The 18436-nt window shown below is 67.4% G+C and carries 17 protein-coding genes; 8 read left to right on the forward strand and 9 right to left on the reverse strand.

The window, feature by feature from the left end; translation table 11 throughout:
• The 7 genes from DMB86_RS16555 to DMB86_RS16585 form a co-directional block, all read right to left on the reverse strand.
• Complete coding sequence (locus DMB86_RS16555) at positions 1-1710, reverse strand: dipeptide ABC transporter ATP-binding protein (RefSeq protein WP_113718753.1); 1710 nt, start codon at positions 1708-1710, stop codon at positions 1-3.
• Entirely contained in the window at positions 1707-2663 is a 957-nt protein-coding gene (locus DMB86_RS16560) for an ABC transporter permease (protein ID WP_113718754.1), read from the reverse strand. Before DMB86_RS16560 ends, DMB86_RS16555 begins: the two co-directional genes overlap by 4 nt.
• Before the next feature lie 3 nt (positions 2664-2666).
• Complete coding sequence (locus DMB86_RS16565; RefSeq protein WP_227878777.1) at positions 2667-3749, reverse strand: ABC transporter permease; 1083 nt, start codon at positions 3747-3749, stop codon at positions 2667-2669.
• Positions 3750-3873: 124 nt separating this feature from the next.
• Entirely contained in the window at positions 3874-5517 is a 1644-nt protein-coding gene (locus DMB86_RS16570) for an ABC transporter substrate-binding protein (RefSeq protein ID WP_113718756.1), read from the reverse strand.
• Between the two features lie 136 nt (positions 5518-5653).
• Positions 5654-6271: a TIGR03086 family metal-binding protein gene (locus tag DMB86_RS16575; RefSeq protein WP_113718757.1), complete on the reverse strand. Its 618-nt coding sequence runs from the start codon at positions 6269-6271 to the stop codon at positions 5654-5656.
• Positions 6272-6339: 68 nt separating this feature from the next.
• Positions 6340-7479 (reverse strand): tRNA 2-thiouridine(34) synthase MnmA, encoded by a 1140-nt coding sequence (gene mnmA, locus DMB86_RS16580; RefSeq protein WP_113718758.1) that lies wholly within the window; start codon positions 7477-7479, stop codon positions 6340-6342.
• A gap of 118 nt (positions 7480-7597) precedes the next feature.
• Positions 7598-8821 carry a cysteine desulfurase family protein gene (locus DMB86_RS16585; RefSeq protein WP_113718759.1) on the reverse strand — a complete coding sequence of 408 codons (1224 nt, stop codon included), beginning with the start codon at positions 8819-8821 and terminating at the stop codon, positions 7598-7600.
• 157 nt (positions 8822-8978) lie between these two features.
• Here DMB86_RS16585 and DMB86_RS16590 point away from each other — a divergent pair, with 157 nt between their 5' ends.
• Entirely contained in the window at positions 8979-10478 is a 1500-nt protein-coding gene (locus tag DMB86_RS16590) for a S8 family serine peptidase (protein ID WP_113718760.1), read from the forward strand.
• 98 nt (positions 10479-10576) lie between these two features.
• Here DMB86_RS16590 and DMB86_RS16595 read toward each other — a convergent pair whose 3' ends face one another.
• Both DMB86_RS16595 and DMB86_RS16600 read right to left on the reverse strand, forming a co-directional pair.
• Complete coding sequence (locus DMB86_RS16595; RefSeq protein ID WP_171814532.1) at positions 10577-11470, reverse strand: hypothetical protein; 894 nt, start codon at positions 11468-11470, stop codon at positions 10577-10579.
• An 87-nt stretch (positions 11471-11557) separates the two neighbouring features.
• Complete coding sequence (locus DMB86_RS16600; protein WP_113718762.1) at positions 11558-12241, reverse strand: helix-turn-helix transcriptional regulator; 684 nt, start codon at positions 12239-12241, stop codon at positions 11558-11560.
• A gap of 114 nt (positions 12242-12355) precedes the next feature.
• On the opposite strand from DMB86_RS16600, the gene folE reads away from it, so the two are divergent.
• From folE to DMB86_RS16635, 7 genes are read left to right on the forward strand one after another with little or no spacing between them, the layout of a single operon-like run.
• Positions 12356-12961 (forward strand): GTP cyclohydrolase I, encoded by a 606-nt coding sequence (gene folE, locus DMB86_RS16605; RefSeq protein WP_113718763.1) that lies wholly within the window; start codon positions 12356-12358, stop codon positions 12959-12961.
• Between the two features lie 57 nt (positions 12962-13018).
• A complete protein-coding gene (locus DMB86_RS16610; protein ID WP_227878447.1) occupies positions 13019-14272 on the forward strand; it encodes an NAD(P)/FAD-dependent oxidoreductase in 1254 nt (417 codons plus the stop codon).
• Positions 14273-14280: 8 nt separating this feature from the next.
• Complete coding sequence (gene folP / locus DMB86_RS16615) at positions 14281-15258, forward strand: dihydropteroate synthase (protein WP_113718764.1); 978 nt, start codon at positions 14281-14283, stop codon at positions 15256-15258.
• Positions 15259-15297: 39 nt separating this feature from the next.
• On the forward strand, positions 15298-16062 hold the full coding sequence (locus tag DMB86_RS16620; RefSeq protein ID WP_113718765.1) for a pyrimidine reductase family protein: 765 nt from the start codon (positions 15298-15300) through the stop codon (positions 16060-16062).
• 53 nt (positions 16063-16115) lie between these two features.
• Positions 16116-17081, forward strand: a complete 966-nt coding sequence (locus DMB86_RS16625; RefSeq protein WP_113718766.1) for a J domain-containing protein — start codon at positions 16116-16118, stop codon at positions 17079-17081.
• A gap of 17 nt (positions 17082-17098) precedes the next feature.
• On the forward strand, positions 17099-17566 hold the full coding sequence (locus DMB86_RS16630) for a tRNA (cytidine(34)-2'-O)-methyltransferase (protein WP_113718767.1): 468 nt from the start codon (positions 17099-17101) through the stop codon (positions 17564-17566).
• 56 nt (positions 17567-17622) lie between these two features.
• On the forward strand, positions 17623-18426 hold the full coding sequence (locus DMB86_RS16635; RefSeq protein WP_113718768.1) for a class I SAM-dependent methyltransferase: 804 nt from the start codon (positions 17623-17625) through the stop codon (positions 18424-18426).
• The last annotated feature ends 10 nt before the right edge of the window (positions 18427-18436 follow it).

Below are 18436 nucleotides of genomic sequence, written 5' to 3' on the forward strand. Positions count from 1 at the left end.
CTACCGCTGGGCCAGCAGGGCCTGGTGGGCGGCCCGCCGCTCTGCCTGCTCGGCGGGGTTCGGCACCGGCAGCGAGGCCAGGAGCCGTTTGGTGTAGTCCTCCTGCGGGTTGCCCATGATCCGGTTCCCGATCCCCTGCTCCACCATCCTGCCCTTGTAGAGCACCCCAACCCATTCAGCCAGGATGTCCACGACGGCGAGGTCGTGGCTGATGAACAGGGCGGCGAAGCCCATCTCGAGCTGGATCTCGCGGAAAAGCTCCAGCACCTTGGCCTGGACCGACACGTCCAGGGCCGACGTCGGCTCGTCCGCGATCAGCAGCTTCGGCTTCAGGGCCAGGCCCCTGGCGAGCGACGCGCGCTGCCGCTGCCCGCCGGAAAGCTCGTGCGGGAAGCGCCTGGCGTAAGTCCGCGGCAGCTGGACTGATTCCAGCAGTTCCTCCACCTTCCTGGTGACCGCGCCGCCGGAGAGGTCAGTGTGGATGAGCAGCGGCTCGGCCACGCACTCGCCGATGGTCAGGTGCGGGTTGAAGGACGCGGCCGGGTCCTGGAACACGAAGCCGATGTCCTTGCGGTACGGCCGGAAGGTGCGCTCCCGGTAGTTGCGCATCTCGTAGCCGAGCACCTTCAGCGAACCGCCCGTGGTCCGGTTGAGCCCGGCGATGGCCCGGCCGATGGTGGTCTTGCCGGAGCCGGACTCCCCCACCAGGCCGAACACCTCGCCGGCGCTGATGGTGAACGAGACCTTGTCCACGGCACGGAAGGCCGGGCTGCCGAGGCGCCCCGGGTACTCGATTTCCAGGTCCGTGGCGCGGACCAGCACGTCCTTGTCCTGGAACGCCCGCTCCGTGAAGCCCTCCGAGGCGGAGTTGCGGCCCAGGTGCGGCACGGCGGCCAGGAGCTTTTGCGTGTACTCCTCCCGCGGCGCGTCAAAGAGCACCTGGGAGGGCGCCTCCTCCACCACGTCGCCCTGAAACATGACCACTACGCGGTCTGCCAGGTCGGCCACCACGCCCATGTTGTGGGTGATGAGCACGATGGAGGTGCCGAACTGGTCGCGCAGCTCCCGGAGCAGTTCCAGGATTTCGGCCTGGACGGTGACGTCGAGGGCGGTGGTGGGCTCGTCTGCCACGATCAGCCCCGGGTTCAGCGCCAGCGCGGCGGCAATGACCACGCGCTGCTTCTGCCCGCCGGAGAACTGGTGGGGGTAGTAGTCCACCCGTTTTTCGGGTTCGGGGATGCCCACCTTGCGCAGCGCGTCGATGGCCAGCCCGCGGGCTTCCTTGCGGCCCACCCGCCTGCCCTCGGGGCGGTGCGCGCGCAGGCCCTCGGCGATCTGCCAGCCCACCGTGTACACGGGGTTCAACGCCGTGGAGGGCTCCTGGAACACCATGGCCACGTCCCGGCCGCGGATCTGCCGCAGCTGGCGCGGGCTGACGCTGATGACGTCGTTGCCGCTGATCACCACGGCGCCGCTGCTCTGCGCCGTCTCCGGTAGCAGGCCCAGGATCGCCTTGGCCGTGACGGTCTTGCCGGAGCCGGATTCGCCCACAATGGCCACGATCTCCCCGGGTGCCACCGTGAAGGAGACATCCTTGACGGCAAACACGTCCCCGGCGTCCGTGGCAAAGGTAACCTTGAGGTCATCGACGTCCAGGACGGGCCGCAGCCCGTGCCCCTCGACGGGTGCCTGCTTGTCAAGGCGGCTCATGCGTCCACCAGCTCCTCATTCTTGGTAGGGCCGTTCTTTTTCTTCCCGGCTCGCTTGCGCCCGCGAAGCCTCGGGTCGTTGAGGTCGTTCATGGACTCTCCCAGCAGTGTCAGCCCCAGCACCGTCAGCACAATCGCGGCGCCGGGGAACACGCCGGTCCACCAGATGCCGGAGGCGGCGTCGGTCTGGGCATGGTTGAGGTCGTAGCCCCATTCCGCGGCGGACGACGGCTCGATGCCGAAGCCAAGGAATCCGAGCCCTGCCAGGGTCAGGATGGCTTCGGACGCGTTGAGCGTGAAGATCAGCGGCAGCGTCCGGGTGGCGTTCTTGTAGATGTGCCGGGCCATGATGCGCGCGCTGGAGGCGCCCACCACAATGGCGGATTCCACAAACGGCTCGGCCTTCAGCCGGATGGTCTCGGCCCGGATCACGCGGAAGTACTGCGGGATGAAGACGACGGTGATGGAGATCGCCGCGGAGAAGACGCCCGACCACAGGTTGGACTGGCCCTTGCTGATGGCGATCGACATGACCATGGCCAGCAGCAGCGTGGGGAACGCGTAGATGGCGTCCGCCACCACCACCAGGATCCTGTCCAGCCAGCCGCCAAGGTAGCCGGAGAGCAGGCCGAGGATCACGCCGATGAAGATGGACAGCGCCACGGCCACCACAATCACGAGGACCGCGGTCTGGGTCCCCCAGATGGTGCGGGAAAACACGTCGTAGCCCCCCGCCGTCGTGCCCCAGATGTGGGCGGCCGACGGCGGCGCCTGGGTGTCGTTGAAGCGCTGGGTTGCGCCGTAGGGGGAGATCAACGGTGCAAGCGCCGCGGTCAGGAGGAAGGCGGCCGTCAGTGCGATGCCGGCAATGAGCATGCCGCGCTGCAGCCCCACGCTCTTCCTCAGCTGGGAAATGACGGGCAGGCGGCTGAACAGGGACTTTTTGTTTTCCATGGCCTAGTACCTCACCCTCGGGTCGATCAGCGCGGCAACAACGTCCACGATGAAGTTGGTGACGGCCACTATCACGGCGAGCAGGGCCACGATGCCCTGGACGGCGACGAAGTCGCGGGCCGTGAGGTAGTGGGCCAGCTGGAAGCCCAGCCCCTTCCACTCGAAGGTGGTTTCGGTCAGGACCGCGCCGCCCAGGAGCAGGGCGATCTGCAGGCCCATGACCGTGATGATGGGGATCAGCGCCGGCTTGTAGGCGTGCTTGGTGAGCAGGCGGTACTCGCTGACGCCGCGGGACCGGCCGGCCTCCACGTAGTCCTTGCTGAGCGTGCCGATCACGTTGGTGCGCACCAGGCGCAGGAAGATGCCGGCGGTGAGGAGCCCGAGTGCGACGGCGGGGAGCACGGAGTGCTGGACGATGTCCCAGAACGCGTCCATGTTGCCGCTGCGCAGCGCGTCCAGCCAGTAGATTCCGGTGGGCGCCTGCAGTTCGGCCATGGCGATTTCGGTCGAGGTCCCGGCACGCCCCGCCACCGGGAACCAGCCCAGCCAGATGGAAAAGATGAGCTTGAGCAGCAGCCCGGCAAAGAACACCGGGGTGGCGTAAAAAGAGATGGCCAGGACGCGCAGGATGGCGTCCTGGTACTTGTCCCGCTTGGAGGCGGCCAGCATGCCGAGCGGAATGCCGATGGCCAGCGCCACGATCAGGGAGTTAATGGCCAGTTCCAGCGTGGCCGTGCCGTAGGTGGCGAGCATGTCGGAGATGGCCAGGTTGTCCGAGATGGTGCGGCCGAAGTTGCCGGTGGCAATCTGGCCCAGGTATTCAAAGTACTGGATGAAAATGGGACGGTCGTAGCCGGCCTCGTGGATGCGCTGTGCCAGTTGGTCCGGTGCGAGCCTGCCGCCCAGGGCCGCCGTGATGGGGTCGCCGGTCAGGCGCATCAGGAAGAAGACCATGGTGACGAGGATGAGGATGGTGGGGAAAATCAAGAAGAAGCGGACGAGCAGATATTTGCCCAGGCTGCCTCCGGCCTTGCTTTTCCGTTCGGGTGCCTGCGAGGCGGGTTCCGCCTCCGGCAGGTCAATCATTGCGGTCATGTGTGCCTGTTTCTATCGTGCAAAAGTATGGTGCGGTGTGGTGCCGTGCGAGAAGGCGGGGCTTCCGTTGGAGGCCCCGCCTTCTCGTTGCTTCACGTTCGATAAGTCCGGGGACCTACTTTGACAAAACGCCCAAACGGAACTTGAACGACGCATCAAGGGTGTCCTTGGTGCCCTTCACCTTCACGTTGGACACGGCCACCTGGGCTCCCTGCAGCAGCGGCAGCGTGGAGAGGTCCTTGGCCTCGTCCGTCTGGATCTGCTCGATGATCGAGGTGCGCTTTGCCTTGTCGTTGGTGACCAGCTGCTCGCTGATCAACTTTTGGATGGCGTCGTTGCTGTAATGGTTCTTCAGGAAGTTGTCCTGGCTGAAGAACGGCGTCAGGTAGTTGTCCGCGTCCGAGTAGTCCGGGAACCAGCCGAGCTGGTACAGCGGATAGGCGCCGCCGTTGGCGGTGCGCTGCTTTGAGTAGGACACCCACTCGGTGGACTGCAGGTTGACCTTGAACAGGCCGGTGGCTTCCAGCTGGGACTTGATGGCCGCGTACTCGTCGCCTGAGGAGGACCCGTAGTGGTCCGGGTTGTACTGCAGGTCCAGGGTGACCGGACCCGTCACGCCGGCGTCCGACAGGACCTTCTTCGCCTTGTCCACATCCGGTGCGCCGTTGCCGTCGCCGTAGTCCTTCTTCAGCGGCTCGATGGCGCCGGTGAATCCCTGCGGAACGAACGAGTACAGGGGAAGGTACGTGCCCTTGTATACCTGGTCGGCAATGGCCTTGCGGTCAATGCTGTCCGCCATGGCCTGGCGGACAGCGAGTGCCTTGGCTGCGTCCGGCGTGGCGGTCTTGGCGCCAAACGGCATGGTGTCGAAGTTGAAGACAATGTAGCGGATTTCCCCGCCGGGTCCGATGTCCACCCGAACCGTCTTGTCCGATTTCAGGCTGTCGATGTCGGTGGCCGTCAGGCTGCGCCAGGCGACGTCGATGTTGCCCTTTTGCACGTCCAGCTTCATGTTCGTGGAGTCGGCGTAGTACTTCAGGGTCACCGCGTCGGACTTGGCGGGGCCCAGCAGGCCCTGGTAGTCGGGGTTCTTCTTGAACGCGATGAGCTCGTTCTTCTTGTAGGTGTCAATGGAGTACTGGCCGGCGAAGGACTTGCCCTTGATGATGGTGTCGTCGTCGGTGACCTTGGTGGGGCTGAACACCGTGTCGTCCACGATGGGCCCGGCCGGGCTGGTCAGCACCTGCGGGAACGTCTGGTCGTTGCCGAGCTTGAGCTTGAACACGACGGTGGTGGCGTCCGGGGCGCTCACACTTTCCAGGTTTCCCAGGAGCGTCGCGGGCCCGTTGGCGTCATTGATCTTCAGCATCCGGTCGAAGGAGAACTTCACGTCCTTGGAGTCCAGCGCCGTGCCGTTGGCCCACTTCATGCCCGGCTTGAGCTTGACGGTGTATTCGGTGGGCGAGGTGAACGACGCCGAGACGGCCATGTCCGGCTTGGGGTCGGCACTGCCCGGAGACGAGTTAAGGAGGAAGGGGTAGATCTGGTTCATGACCATGAAAGACCCGTTGTCGTAGGACCCGGCCGGATCAAGGAAGGTGACCTTGTCCGTGGTTCCCACCACGATCGGACCGCCCGCGGCGCCGCCACCCTGGGTGCTGCCGCCCCCGCCGGCGGGGCCAGTGCATGCTGTCAAAGCCAGCAGGGAGACGCCGGCGACGGCGACCACCGACCGCAGTCCAAATTTATTCTTAGCCATCAGCAAACTTTCTGTAGTGCCTGCTCATGAAACAGGCCACACTACGTTGTGTGACCTGGCCCACGTGCCTTATGTTTACTTTCTACCAGACTTATGCCGTGGACCTTGCATGCACGGCAAAGTTGCAACCAGAAGGTTATTTCAGGGACGCCGCTTTGGGGCCGGGCGCAAACAGCGGGTTGCGCCCGAACCACCCGGCAAGGCGCGCATAGTTGTCCGCATTGAGCGGCACGCGCACCTCGTGGCCGATGGGCTTGTCCGGGCCGCGGTAGTCGGCCTTCATCACGCGCTGCGACCAGGCAAGGGACTGGTCAGCCAGCGCCGGGTCAAGGATCACGGGCACGCCGGTGGCCTTGGCCAGGTCCCAGGAATGCACGGTGAACTCGGCGATCTGCAGGCCGACCCTGCTGCGCAGGGGAGCTTCACCGCCGCCGGGCAGCGCCACCTGGCTGCTGAGGTCGGCCACGGCCCAGGCGCGCATGAGCATCGCGGCGCCGTCGGCAAACCTGGTGGACCAGTCCGCGCCCACGGTGGCATGGGCAGCCTGTGGATCAATGTTGTTGCCCCGCGCCATGACGGTGTAGTTGTGCAGGTCCTGGACCACCAGGTGATGCAGCAGGTCCTGGACCGTCCATTCGGCACATGGAGTGGGCCATTCGGCCTGGCTGGCGGAGATTGCCTGAATCACCTCCCCACACTGGTCCAGCGCTCGTTCGAGCAGTTGCAGAGGGTTCGGGATTAAATGCGGGGGCATGGCGGCTACCTTCCGTGAGCAAAGTCACCTTCTACGGAAGCTTACGCCAGCTTGGGGTCATGCGGGTCCTACGGCAGCTCCGGGCGCGCCAGCGAGCGGGCCGAATCAATCGTCGCCTGGCCCAGCACGCGGGTGCCCTGGTACAGGACCACGGTCTGCCCGGGTGCCACGCCGCGCAGCGGCTCGCCCAGGGTGACGGTCAGGGACTGGCGGGAAACGCCGTCGTCCATGACCTCGGTGACACGGGCATGGGCGGGCACGGGGTCGCCGTGGGCGCGGACCTGGGCGTGGCAGTCAAACTCCCCGCCAGTGGCCACCTCGGCGATGGGCAGCCCGGCCCAGGAGACCTTGATCCCCTTGAGCTCGTCGATGGCCAGCAGCGCGTGCGGGCCGACCACGACCTTGTTTTCCTTGGGCCGGATTTCCAGCACAAAGCGCGGCTTGCCGTCGGCGGCGGGGGTGCCCAGCTTCAGGCCGCGGCGCTGGCCCACCGTGAACTGGTTGGCGCCGCCGTGGCCGCCCACCGTGGTGCCGGTCTCGTCGACGATGTCGCCCGGGGTCATCTGGATCTTCTCGGCCAGCCAGCCGGCGGTGTCCCCGTCGGAGATGAAGCAGATGTCGTGGCTGTCCGGCTTCTTGGCCACCGACAGGCCGCGGCGCTCGGCCTCGGCGCGCACCTCGGCCTTGGACGGGGTGTCCGCCAGCGGGAACATGGAGTGCTTGAGCTGCTCATGCGTCAGCACGCCGAGCACGTAGCTCTGGTCCTTGGCCCAGTCGGCGGCGCGGTGCAGCTCCGGGTTGCCGTCCGCGTCCGTGATGACCTTGGCGTAGTGGCCGGTGCAGACGGCGTCGAAGCCGAGCGCGATGGCCTTTTCCAGCAGCGCGGCGAACTTGATGCGCTCGTTGCAGCGCATGCACGGGTTGGGGGTGCGGCCGGCGGCGTATTCGTCGATGAAGTCCTGGACCACGTCCTCCTTGAACCGCTCGGAGAAGTCCCAGACGTAGTACGGGATGCCGAGCAGGTCGCAGGCGCGCCAGGCGTCGTTGGAGTCCTCCACGGTGCAGCAGCCGCGGCTGCCCGTGCGGAGGGTGCCCGGCATCCGGGAGAGCGCCAGGTGGACGCCGACGACGTCGTGCCCGGCCTCGACAGCGCGGGCGGCGGCGACGGCGGAGTCAACCCCGCCACTCATGGCGGCCAATACTCGCATTACGTACCTTTCACAGTTCTTGGATCCCGACCGGTCTTGGGTCTCGACAAGCTCGACCACCGGCGAACAAGCTCAACCACCGGCTTGGTTTCGACAAGCTGGATCTCGACAAGCTCGATCACCGGATTGTGCTCGCCGTTTGGATCGACGATTGATGCCCCGCCATGCCTGCCTGTTTTGCGCGTGCGTGGGCCTGCGGCAGCGCGGCCACAAAGGCGTCAACGTCCGCCGGGGTCGATGTATGCCCGAGGCTGAAGCGTTGTGCGCCACGTGCCGTGTCCTCGTCCAGGCCCATGGCCAGCAGGACGTGGGAGGGCCGCGGGACGCCCGCCGTGCAGGCGGAGCCGGTGGAGGACTCGATGCCGGCCATGTCCAGCAGGAACAGCAGGGAGTCGCCCTCGCAGCCGGGGAAGGTGAAGTGCGCGTTGCCGGGGAGCCTGCCGGAGGGGTTGACGGCGGGATCCGTGCCGCGCAGCACCGCCTCCGGCACAGCCGAACGGACGGCCGCGATGATCGCGTCCCGCAGCCCGGCGATCCGCGCGCTTTCCGCTGCCAAGTTTTCGGTGACGTCCTGCGCGGCGGCGGCAAACGCCGCGATGCCGGCGGTGTCCAGGGTGCCCGAGCGGACGCTGCGCTCCTGCCCGCCGCCGTGCTGGACGGGGGTCAGCGTGACGGCGCGGCCCAGCAGCAGCGCCCCGACGCCCACGGGTCCGCCGATCTTGTGCCCGCTGATGGACATGGCCGCCAGTCCTGACGCCTTGAAGTTCAGCGGCACGGAGCCGAAGGCCTGCACGGCGTCGGAATGGACGGGGATGCCGTGGGGGGCTGCGAGCGCAACGACGTCGGCGATGGGCTGGATGGTGCCCACCTCGTTGTTGGCCCACATGCAGGTGACCAGCGCCACGGAGTCGGCCCCGCCGTCGTCCAGTTCCCTTTTGAGGGCTTCCAGGTCAAGGGTCCCGGTTTCATCGACGGGCAGCCAGACGGCCTCGGCACCTTCACTCGTTGCCAGCCATTCCACGGTGTCCTGCACGGCGGCGTGTTCGACGGCGGAGACCAGGATGCGGGTCCGGCGCGGATCGGCGTCGCGGCGGGACCAGAACAGGCCCTTGACGGCCAGGTTGTCCGCCTCGGTGCCGCCCGAGGTAAAGATGACCTCGGTGGGGTGCGCGCCGGCGGCCTTGGCAAGGATTTCGCGCGACTGTTCGACGGTGGCGCGGGCGCGCCGTCCCGCGCCGTGCAGCGAGGAGGGGTTGCCGCTGCGGCTGATGATGTTGGTAAGTGCGGCGAGGGCCGGGGCCGAAATGGGCGTGGTCGCCGCGTGGTCTAGATACACGGGCACCGGACAATTCTACGGCATCCGCCCGGCGGCCCCCTTTACGGAGCAAACATTCGACGTCAACATGGTCGTCCATCTGTCAAGGTTGTCAAGGTCTGCCGCTGATGGCAGGATCGCAGGTGTTCGACATCACACACCAATCCTTTGGGGGATTAAAACCATGAAGACAGCATTATTCCGCCGAACGACGGCGGCCGCCTTTTGCGCGGTTGCGGTCGCCGCGTCCACCCTGCTCAGCGGCAGCGCCATGGCGGCGCCGCCCGGCCAGCAGTCCACGCCCATCAACTTTCCCGCAGCCGACGGCGAGCTCATGAGCTACGTGGTCAATGCCAAGGCCGCCAACGCCAACAAGACCAAGGACGTGGTGCTGGCCATTGAAGCCGCCGGCGGCGTCGCCGTCCAGCAGTGGCCGGAGATCGGCGTCGTCGTTGTCCAGTCAGAGCGCGCCAGCTTCCGCGCGGACGTCCTCAAGTACGGAAAGTCCTCCGTGGAATCCGTGGGCGCCACCCGCACCATCGCGGTGGCCGAGGGCACCCCGGACGGCATTTCGACGCCGTGGCAGAAGGCGCCCCAGCTGCGCAGCAAGCAGCTGGCCAACTCGGACCTCCTTTATGGCGATGCCACGTTCGACGGCGTTGCCCTGGATCCCCGGGAAACCGAGCAGTGGAACCTGACCCAGATCAAGGCGGACCAGGCCCACCAGCTCACCGACGGGTCACGTAAGGTCCTGGTCGGCGTCCTGGACAGCGGGATCGACCCGAACCACCCCGACCTCAAGGCCAACATCGACGTGGCCAACTCCGTGAACTGCACCGACGCCGGACGTCCGGACACCTCCCCGACGGGCTGGAACCCCACCACGTCCTACCACGGCACCCACGTGGCGGGCATCATTGGCGCCGCCCGCAACGGCGTGGGCATCGTCGGCGTGGCACCCAACGTGCGCATGGCCTCCGTCAAGGTGGTCAACGACGCCGGTTCGATCTATCCCGAATACGCCATCTGCGGCTTCATGTGGGCCGGCATGAAGGGCATGGATGTCACGAACAACAGCTACTACATTGACCCCGTGCAGTTCTGGTGCGACGACCAGCCGGACCAGCTGGCCGTGCGCACCGCCGTCGAACGCGCCGTCAACTGGTCCACGGACAAGGGCGTGGTGCACGCTGCAGCCGCCGGCAACGCCTCCTACGACCTGGCCAACAAGACCACCGACAACGTCAGCCCGAACGACGCCACCGGGATTGAGCGCCAGATCAACAACGGGTGCAAGGACATGCCCACGGAGCTGGACGGGGTGGTGACCGTGGCCTCCACGGACCAGGCCGGCAAGCTGTCGTCCTTCTCCAACCGCGGCCTGAACGTGATTGACGTGGCAGCACCCGGTTCACGGATCCTGTCCACGCTGCCCAACAACAGCTACGGCCTGCTGAGCGGCACGTCCATGGCTTCGCCCCACGTGGCAGGCGTGCTCGCCCTGATGAAGTCCGAGCACCCCGGCTGGAAGCCGAAGCAGCTGATCTCGCAACTGCAAAAGCAGGCCGAGGACCACATCTGCATGCCGTCCGCGACGCCGGCCGGCTCCAGCTGTGTTGGCACGCTGCGTGACAACAGCTACTACGGCGAGGGCATCACCGACGCCCTCCAGGCCGTCCTGTAGGACCCGGGCAAGCAAATTCCAGCGGCCGCCGTGCCCCGGCGGCCGCTGGAATTGCTTAAACTGCGATTTGCAGTGGTCTGGCCCGATGGGCGGCACGGTCAGTGGCTTCCCGCCCGGTTGATGGTGTCCGCCTTCCAGTCCAGCCGGGTGCCGGGTGAGACGTCCAACGCCTCCAGCTCCGGTGAATTGACGACGGCGGAAATCGCCTCCGCCGTCCCGCCCACCAGGGTGGAATCAAAGTCGATCTCCGTTGCCACGCACCAGGCGTGGTCGGCGGGCCAGGCCAGGTTTGGTGATTGGGAGTCGGCGCCGGGGTAGGCAGCCGTCCATGGCGGCGTGGCCAGGTTGTGGGCAGTGCCGCGGAACACCAGATACTCACGGAATCCGCCGGCGACGTCGAGCGTCTGGCCCGCAGCGGCCGGGGCCGGGGCTTGACTCAACCGGGCGTGCTCCATGGCCTGCCCCCATGCCTGCTGCAGGAGTGCAAGGTTGTCGCTGTCAATCCCCTGGCCGCCGCCAGGGAAGGACGCGCCTGGACTGCTGCCTTCGACGAGTGACACACTCACGCTGCTGCCTCCGTTGAGCCAGCCCCAGCCATTCCAGACGGCCAGGAAGACCTCCCCGGGTGTTCCTGTGAGCCCGGACAGGATTCCGGCCAGGGTGCACAGCTGGCCGCCGTCAAGTTCACCCTCCCGGGGAGGGGCGAGCAACCGTCCCTCGAGCATTGCTCCTTCGCCGACACCCGTCCCGGCAATTGTCGCGAACTGAACCGCCGGGTGGATCGCCTTGCCGTTGGCCGCAGCCACATCGGCCCACCGCCGCGGCTCACCCGGGTAGTTGTCCACGCGATGCAAAATTCGCGCATGGGCTTCGAAGCACTCGGGAACCGTGCCTGCCACGGTGGATCCCAGCGTCGCCCTTCGTCCGCGTGAGTGATAGGGGGCCAAGGCGTCGGCGATCCACTGGCCCGGGCTGCTTCCCACTAGCTCCATGGCCCCAGACTACGTGCCGGGCACGGCTCATTCACCCGGGTCCGGGTCTCGGCTCGACCACCGGGGCCGCCCGCCCGCCGGTCCCAGTCACCGGACGGGCACGATCCTGGCGCAGCAGTGGGACAGCTCGGCGTCCGGCTCAATGCTGTGGTTCCCGTCCCCGCAGCCCACCAGGATGCCGTTGAGCAGCGAGCCGTTGAGCTGGCACACCACGCCGGTGTGTTCCTGGGAGAGCTTGTGGAACGGGCAGTTGGCCATGATGGTCCCGCCCGCGCCGTCGGGCTGTGGGTCGTAGCCGGTGTCGGCAAGCAGCTGGTGGATGGTGCCGGCGTCGGCACCCAGGCGTTTTCCGGCGTCGAACGCCACCTCGGCGAGGGCGTCCCCAACATCCACCGAGGAGTCGATGGAGCGCTGGACGGCCGCGGCGAGCAGTTCGGCGGCGAGGTCATAGTGCCGGGCGGGAACGGAGGCCGCCACCTCGCCCACGGCCACCGTATACAACTTGGTGGGCCGTCCGGATCCGGGTCCCGTGCGGTCCCCCACCTTGCGGAATTCCACCAGCAGCAGGCCGTCCGCCGCGAGCCGGTCCAGCTGCGCCCTGATGGTGCTCCTGGGCAGCCCGAGCGCCTCCGCGCAGTCGTCCCGGCTCAGGGCGTGCGGGCTCCCGCGCAGCAGCTCGAACAGCCTCTTGCGGACCGGATCGCCGAGGGACGCCACGGCAGTGAGCCGCTCCGCCTCGCTCAGGGACGCCTGCTGCTGGGTTGGATTCATGACTGCTTGCCTTCAATATCGCTGGTAAAGGATGTTGCTTTGTTTCATTCTTACTTGACGCTTCGAGTCTGCGCTTCTAAAGTCAAGAATACAAGCTTTAGAAAGGAAGAGCACATGTCGATCTCAAGTGCCACCCTCCCCGAGCTCCTCGCCTTTGAGGACCCCGCGCTGGACGTCCCCGCGGCCATTGACCTTCCGGCCGCACAAGCTGCCATTGCCGCCTTCCTGCGCGCCCTGGGCCGCGACGTCAACGACCCCCATCTTCTGGACACGCCCCGGCGTGTCGCGGCCGCCTACGCGGAAATGCTCACGCCCCGCCAGACCAACTGGACCACGTTCCCCAACGATGAAGGCTACGCCGGCCTGGTCCTGGTCAAGGACATCCCCTTCCACTCGCTGTGCCAGCACCACCTGCTGCCCTTCCGCGGCGTGGCCCACGTGGGCTACCTGCCCGGCGAGCGCCTGTTCGGCCTGTCCAAGCTGGCCCGCGGCGTGGAGCTTTTCTCCCGGGACCTCCAGGTCCAGGAACGCCTGACCCAACAGGTGGCAGACTGGCTGGAGGAGACGCTGTCACCACGCGGCGTCGGGGTGGTGATGGAGGCTGAGCACATGTGCATGTCCCTGCGCGGCGTCCACACCGCCGGCACCCTGACCCGCACGTCCGTTTTCGCCGGGGAACTGGCCGACGCCGGACCCCTGCGTGACCAGTTCCCCCAGTAGCCGGCCCGCCACCTTCGTTGGTCACAGGCATCCACTTCCACGGAAAGAGTTTTGATCATGAGTGAATCAAGCAGTCCCGCCACACCGGCGGAAACCGGGATGGTCATCATCGGCGGCGGCCTCACCGGCGCCACGGCGGCGGAAACGCTGCGCACGGAAGGGTGGCAGGGCCCGGTGACCATTGTCGCCGATGAGCCGGAAACCCCCTACCAGCGCCCGCCGCTGTCCAAGGGATTCCTGGCCGGCAAGGAAGGCGACGACGCACTCCTGCCCTACCCCGCCAGCTGGTATCCCGAGAACAACGTGACGGTCCTGACGGGCACCGCGGCCACCGCCGTGGATCCCGCCGCCCACACCGTCACGCTGTCCGACGGAACCGTGCTCCCCTATGCCAAGCTGCTCATCGCCACCGGCGCCTCCCCGCGCGTCATCCCGTTCCCCGGCGTCGACCTGGACGGCGTGCACTACTTCCGCACCAAGGCCGACAGTGTCGCCATGAAGGAACTGCTCTCCGCCGGCGGCCACAACCTGGTCATGATCGGCTCCGGCTGGATCGGCATGGAAATTGCCGCCACCGCCACCGAGCTCGGCAACAACGTGGCCCTGCTGGGCCTGGAGGACGTGCCGCTGTCCGTCGCCATCGGCAACGAGCTGGGCCGCGTGTTCGCCTCCCGCCACGAGGAGGCCGGCGTGAAGTTCGTGCTCCCCTCCAGCGCCAAGGAAATCAAGGGCGACGGCGGCCATGTCACCGAAGTGGTCACGACCACCGGTGAGGTGCTGCCGGCGGACCTGGTGATTGTCGCCGTCGGAGTGGTCCCCAACACCGTCCTGGCCAAGGACGCCGGGCTCACCATCAGCAACGGCATCCAGGTTTCGGGCAGCCTGGCCACCTCGGACCCGGACATCTTTGCCGCCGGCGACGTCGCCAACTCCCTGCACCCCGTGACCAACGCCTACGCCCGCTCCGAGCACTGGGCCAACGCCATCGCCAGCGGCAAGGTGGCGGCCAGGTCCATGCTGGGCCGGGACGCCGTGCTCGACGACATCCCGTACTTCTACACCGACCAGTTCGACCTCGGCATGGAGTACTCCGGCTTCGGCGCGCTGACCAAGGACGCCGAACTGGTGGTCCGCGGCAGCCTGGAAAAGCGCGAGTTCATCGCCTTCTGGGTGCTGGAGGGCCGCGTGGTGGCCGGCATGAACGTGAACATCTGGGACGTCCAGGACGCCATCAAGGACCTCATCAGCTCACGGCGCACCGTCGACACGGCAAAGCTGGCTGACCCGCAAACGCCGCTCGGGGACATTTGATGGAGCGGATGACAACGCTGCAGCCGGCCCACACCGCCCGTTCCGCGGGCGCCGGGACGGCGGCGCCGTTTTTCACCCCGCCGCTGCTCCACCCGGTGCGCCGGTTCGGCTCTCGGACACTGGATTTCAGCCGGCAGGTGGCGCTCATGGCCATCGTGAACCGGACCCCGGACTCCTTTTACGACGGCGGAGCCACCTTTGCGCTGGACGCGGCCGTGGCCGCGTCCCTGGCGGCCGTGGACGACGGCGCCGACTGGGTCGACATTGGGGGCGTCCCCTTTGCGCCGGGGCCGGCGCTGAGCGCGCAGGAAGAGTGCGGGCGGGTGGTCCCGGTGGTGGAGGCCGTGTCCGCTGCGAGCGACGTCATCATCTCCGTGGACACCTTCTTGCCGGAGGTGGCGGCCCGCAGCATCGCCGCCGGCGCCCATGTCGTCAACGACACCACCGGGCTGGCCAACCCGGAGCTGGCTTCCGTGGTCGCGGAGACCGGCGCCCACCTGATCATCACGCATTCACTCGCCCGTCCCCGCACTGTCCACCCGCGCCCCACCTATGCGGACGTGGTCACCGAGGTGGTGGCCTTCTTGCAAGACAAGGTGGAGCTGGCCCTGTCGCTGGGCGTCCCAGCGGACAAAATCATCGTCGACCCCGGACACGACCTGAACAAGAACACGCTGCACACCCTGGAGCTGACGCGGCGCTTCAACGAGATCGCGGCGCTCGGCTTCCCGGCCCTCGCGGCCGTCTCCAACAAGGACTTCATTGGCGAAACGCTCAACCAGGACAAGGCCGAACGGCTCGAGGGCTCCCTGGCCTCGGGCGTGGTCGCCATCCTGGGCGGCGCCCGAATTTTGCGCATGCACAACGTGGCCTCGGCCGCCTCCGCCATCCACATGACCGAGGCCGTACTGGGCTGGCGGCAGCCTGCCTACCTCCTGCACAACATGGGTGACGCCAATGAGACGGCGGGCCGGCGCACGCCCTGACCGCGCCACCCCGACCATCCCACGAACCAAGGACACCCCATGATTGAGCGGATTTTCCCGGCAACACCGGCCCTGTCGGGCAACGACCTGGATGCTGAACTGCTGCGCGAAAATTCCACCGTGCCGACCGGGGGCAGCTGGATCAGCTTCAACTTTGTCTCCAGCGCCGATGGCGCGGCCACCGTGGAGGGCCGCTCCGGCAAGTTGGGCAACGCCGCCGACCAGCACCTGTTCCAGCTCATGCGCCGCACCGCGGACGTCATCCTGGTCGGCGCACGGACCGTACGGGTCGAAGGCTACGGCGGCGACCTGCTCAGCGAGGAGGCCCGCCGCTGGCGCACGGAACGCGGGCTGCCCGCGCACCCGCCGCTCGCCATCGTCTCAGGCACGCTCAACCTGGATCCGGCCCTGGACGTCTTCACCAAGGCCCCCGTCCGTCCGCTGGTCGTCACCGTGGGGTCGGCTCCCGCGGACCGCCGGGAAGCCCTCGGCGAGGTGGCCGACGTCGTACTGGCGGGCCGGGAAACCTTGGATGTTGACGTCCTTGTGGCCGAACTGGCCCGGCGGGGACTGCACCGCATCCACTCCGAGGGCGGCCCCACCCTGCTGGGCACGTTCCAGGCGGCCGGCCGGGTCGACGAGCTCTCGGTGACGGTGTCGCCGCTGCTGGTGGGCGGCACGGCCAAGCGCATTGCCGACGTACTGCCGGGCACCGCGCCCGCAAAACCGCAGGACCTGGAGCTGGCGCACATCCTCAAGTCCGGGTCCATGCTGTTCCTGCGCTACCTCCGCCCGGGCAGCTGAGGATTGGCGACTAGAATGGAGGTTGATCTGACCAGGCACGCGAAAGGGCACCGGTGAGCGAGAAGTTCCTCACGCACTACCAGGTCCTGGGCGTCCCCAGCACCGCGTCGGAACGCGAAATCAAGATCGCCTACCGGAAGGCCGCACGGATTTCACATCCGGACCACGGAGGCGATCCGGCCCTGTTCCGCAAGGTCACCGAGGCGTACGAGGTCCTCGGCAACCCGGCGCAGCGGCTGCGCTATGACAGGTCGTACGCGGCACCGGCCGGCCAGGCCTCCGGAAACGGAACGCCGTCCAGGAACAGCCAGGGCGGACCCTCCACCGCCAACGGATTCAACGGCACCTTTTCCACACGCCGCCCGCACCGGGCCCGCAACACCGCTGGCGATGCGGCCATGTATGTGCCCGCCTATGACTCGCTGGCCGTCGGCGAAGTGCCCATCCTGCCGCGGGCCACGGCCGCCCAGCCGGTCCACGGGGCGCCCCGGAAACGAGGCGTGTTCGGCGCGTCCTCGAGGCTGGCGCGCGAGGCCCGCACGGCCCAGCTGATCATGCAGCAGGTGCTCCCGGGCATCCCGGCGGCCAGGCTCATCAACGGGCTCGCCGCCCCCGCCACCAACGGCTACCTGGACCACGTACTGGTTTCCGGCTACCGGATCGCCGTCATCGGCTCCATGCTGGTGCCCGACGGCGCTTTCCGCTGGGACGGGAGCATGCTGGTGCACGGCAGCAAGGTGGCCGCTCCCCCGCAGCTGATTCCGGCCACGCGCCACTTGCAGGAACTCTTCCCCGAGTGCAATGTGACGGCGTGGGTCTGCGTGCACAGCAACACCGGCAACCTCTTTGAGCCGGTCATCGATTACGCCCGCAGCACTGAACCGGACGGCTCGAACGTGGTGAACGTTGCCAACGCGGCCCGTTTCGTCCGCGAAGCCAAGCACTTCCTGGCCTCCGGCCCGCAGCCCAACGTCGTGGACCTGCAGGTCCTCGGGCGGCTGCTCGGCGGCATGTACTGACACGGTAAGCTGAAACGGTGTTCCGCATCCTCTTTGTCACCCCCGAAATCCCCGGCAACACCGGCAACGCCATCCGCCTGGCCGCCATCACCGGCGCCCAACTGCACCTGGTCGAGCCGCTCGGCTTTGACTTCGGGGATGCCAAGCTGCGCCGTGCAGGGCTGGACTACCATGACCTCGCCGTCGTGACCGTCCACAAGAGCCTGGACGCCGCGTGGGAGGCACTGGCCCCGGAGCGGGTCTTTGCCTTCACCTCGGACGGGGACACCAGCTACACCGACATCGCCTACCGGCCCGGCGACGTGCTCATGTTTGGCCGTGAATCCGTTGGCCTGCCCGAGGACGTCAAGCATGACGGCCACGTGACCGGGCGCGTCAGGCTTCCGATGCTCCCGTCGTTGAGGTCCCTCAACCTGGCCAACTCGGCGTCAATCGCCGTCTATGAAGCGTGGCGGCAAAACGGCTTCGCCGGGGCACAGACCTAGGGCCTGCGGCCCCACCCACTGCTGGCAACCCACCAATCCCCTCACTGGAGGCATGCATGTCTGCTCGCGATCCCGGCCTGGCTTTCACCGACGGCGCCCTGCAGTTCGAACTGTGGGCGGACAAACTCTGGGATCCCATGGGCCGCGACGTTGCGGCCGCCGCCGTGCTGCAGCCGGGGGAACGCGTGCTCGATGCCTGCTGCGGCACGGGTGCCGCCACTCTGCCGGCCGCCCTGGCCGTGGGCCCCCAGGGGACGGTCGACGGCGTCGACCTCTCCACCGGGCTGCTGCGCATCGCCGCGTCCAACCTCGCCGAGCGCGGCATCCTGAACACGACGCTGACCGAGGCCGACGTCACCGAATGGCGCGGCCACCGCACCTTTGACGCGGTCCTGTGCTCCTACAGCATGTTCTTTTTCGCCGACATGGAAGCCGGCGTGGAGCACCTGGCCTCGATGATGCGCCCCGGCGGCCGCTTCGTCACGAGCACCTGGGTGGAAGGGGCCCTCGAGCCGTTTGCCGGCCGCATTCTGGAGGCGGCCGTCAAGGAACGCCCGAGGCTGGCCGGCGTGGTGCCGCTGCCCAACCAGAACATGGCCAAGATCTCCTCGGTGGAGTCCCTGACGGCATGGCTCACCGCGCGCGGCCTGGCCGACGTCTCCGTCTCCGCCCACGCGCTAACGTTGTCCGTGGACGACGACATGGCGTGGAACCTGGTGATGGGCAGCGGCTGGCGCACCCTGCTCCCCCGCGACCCGGAGGCCATTGCCCGGGTGCGCCGCGACTTCATCCAGTCCGTGGGCCCTCAGGTCGACATGAACTCCGACGCCCTGATCGGGATCGGCTCCGTCCCGATGTGAGTCGGGCCGC

Source organism: Arthrobacter dokdonellae, assembly GCF_003268655.1.
GTDB classification, from domain to species: Bacteria; Actinomycetota; Actinomycetes; order Actinomycetales; family Micrococcaceae; genus Specibacter; species Specibacter dokdonellae.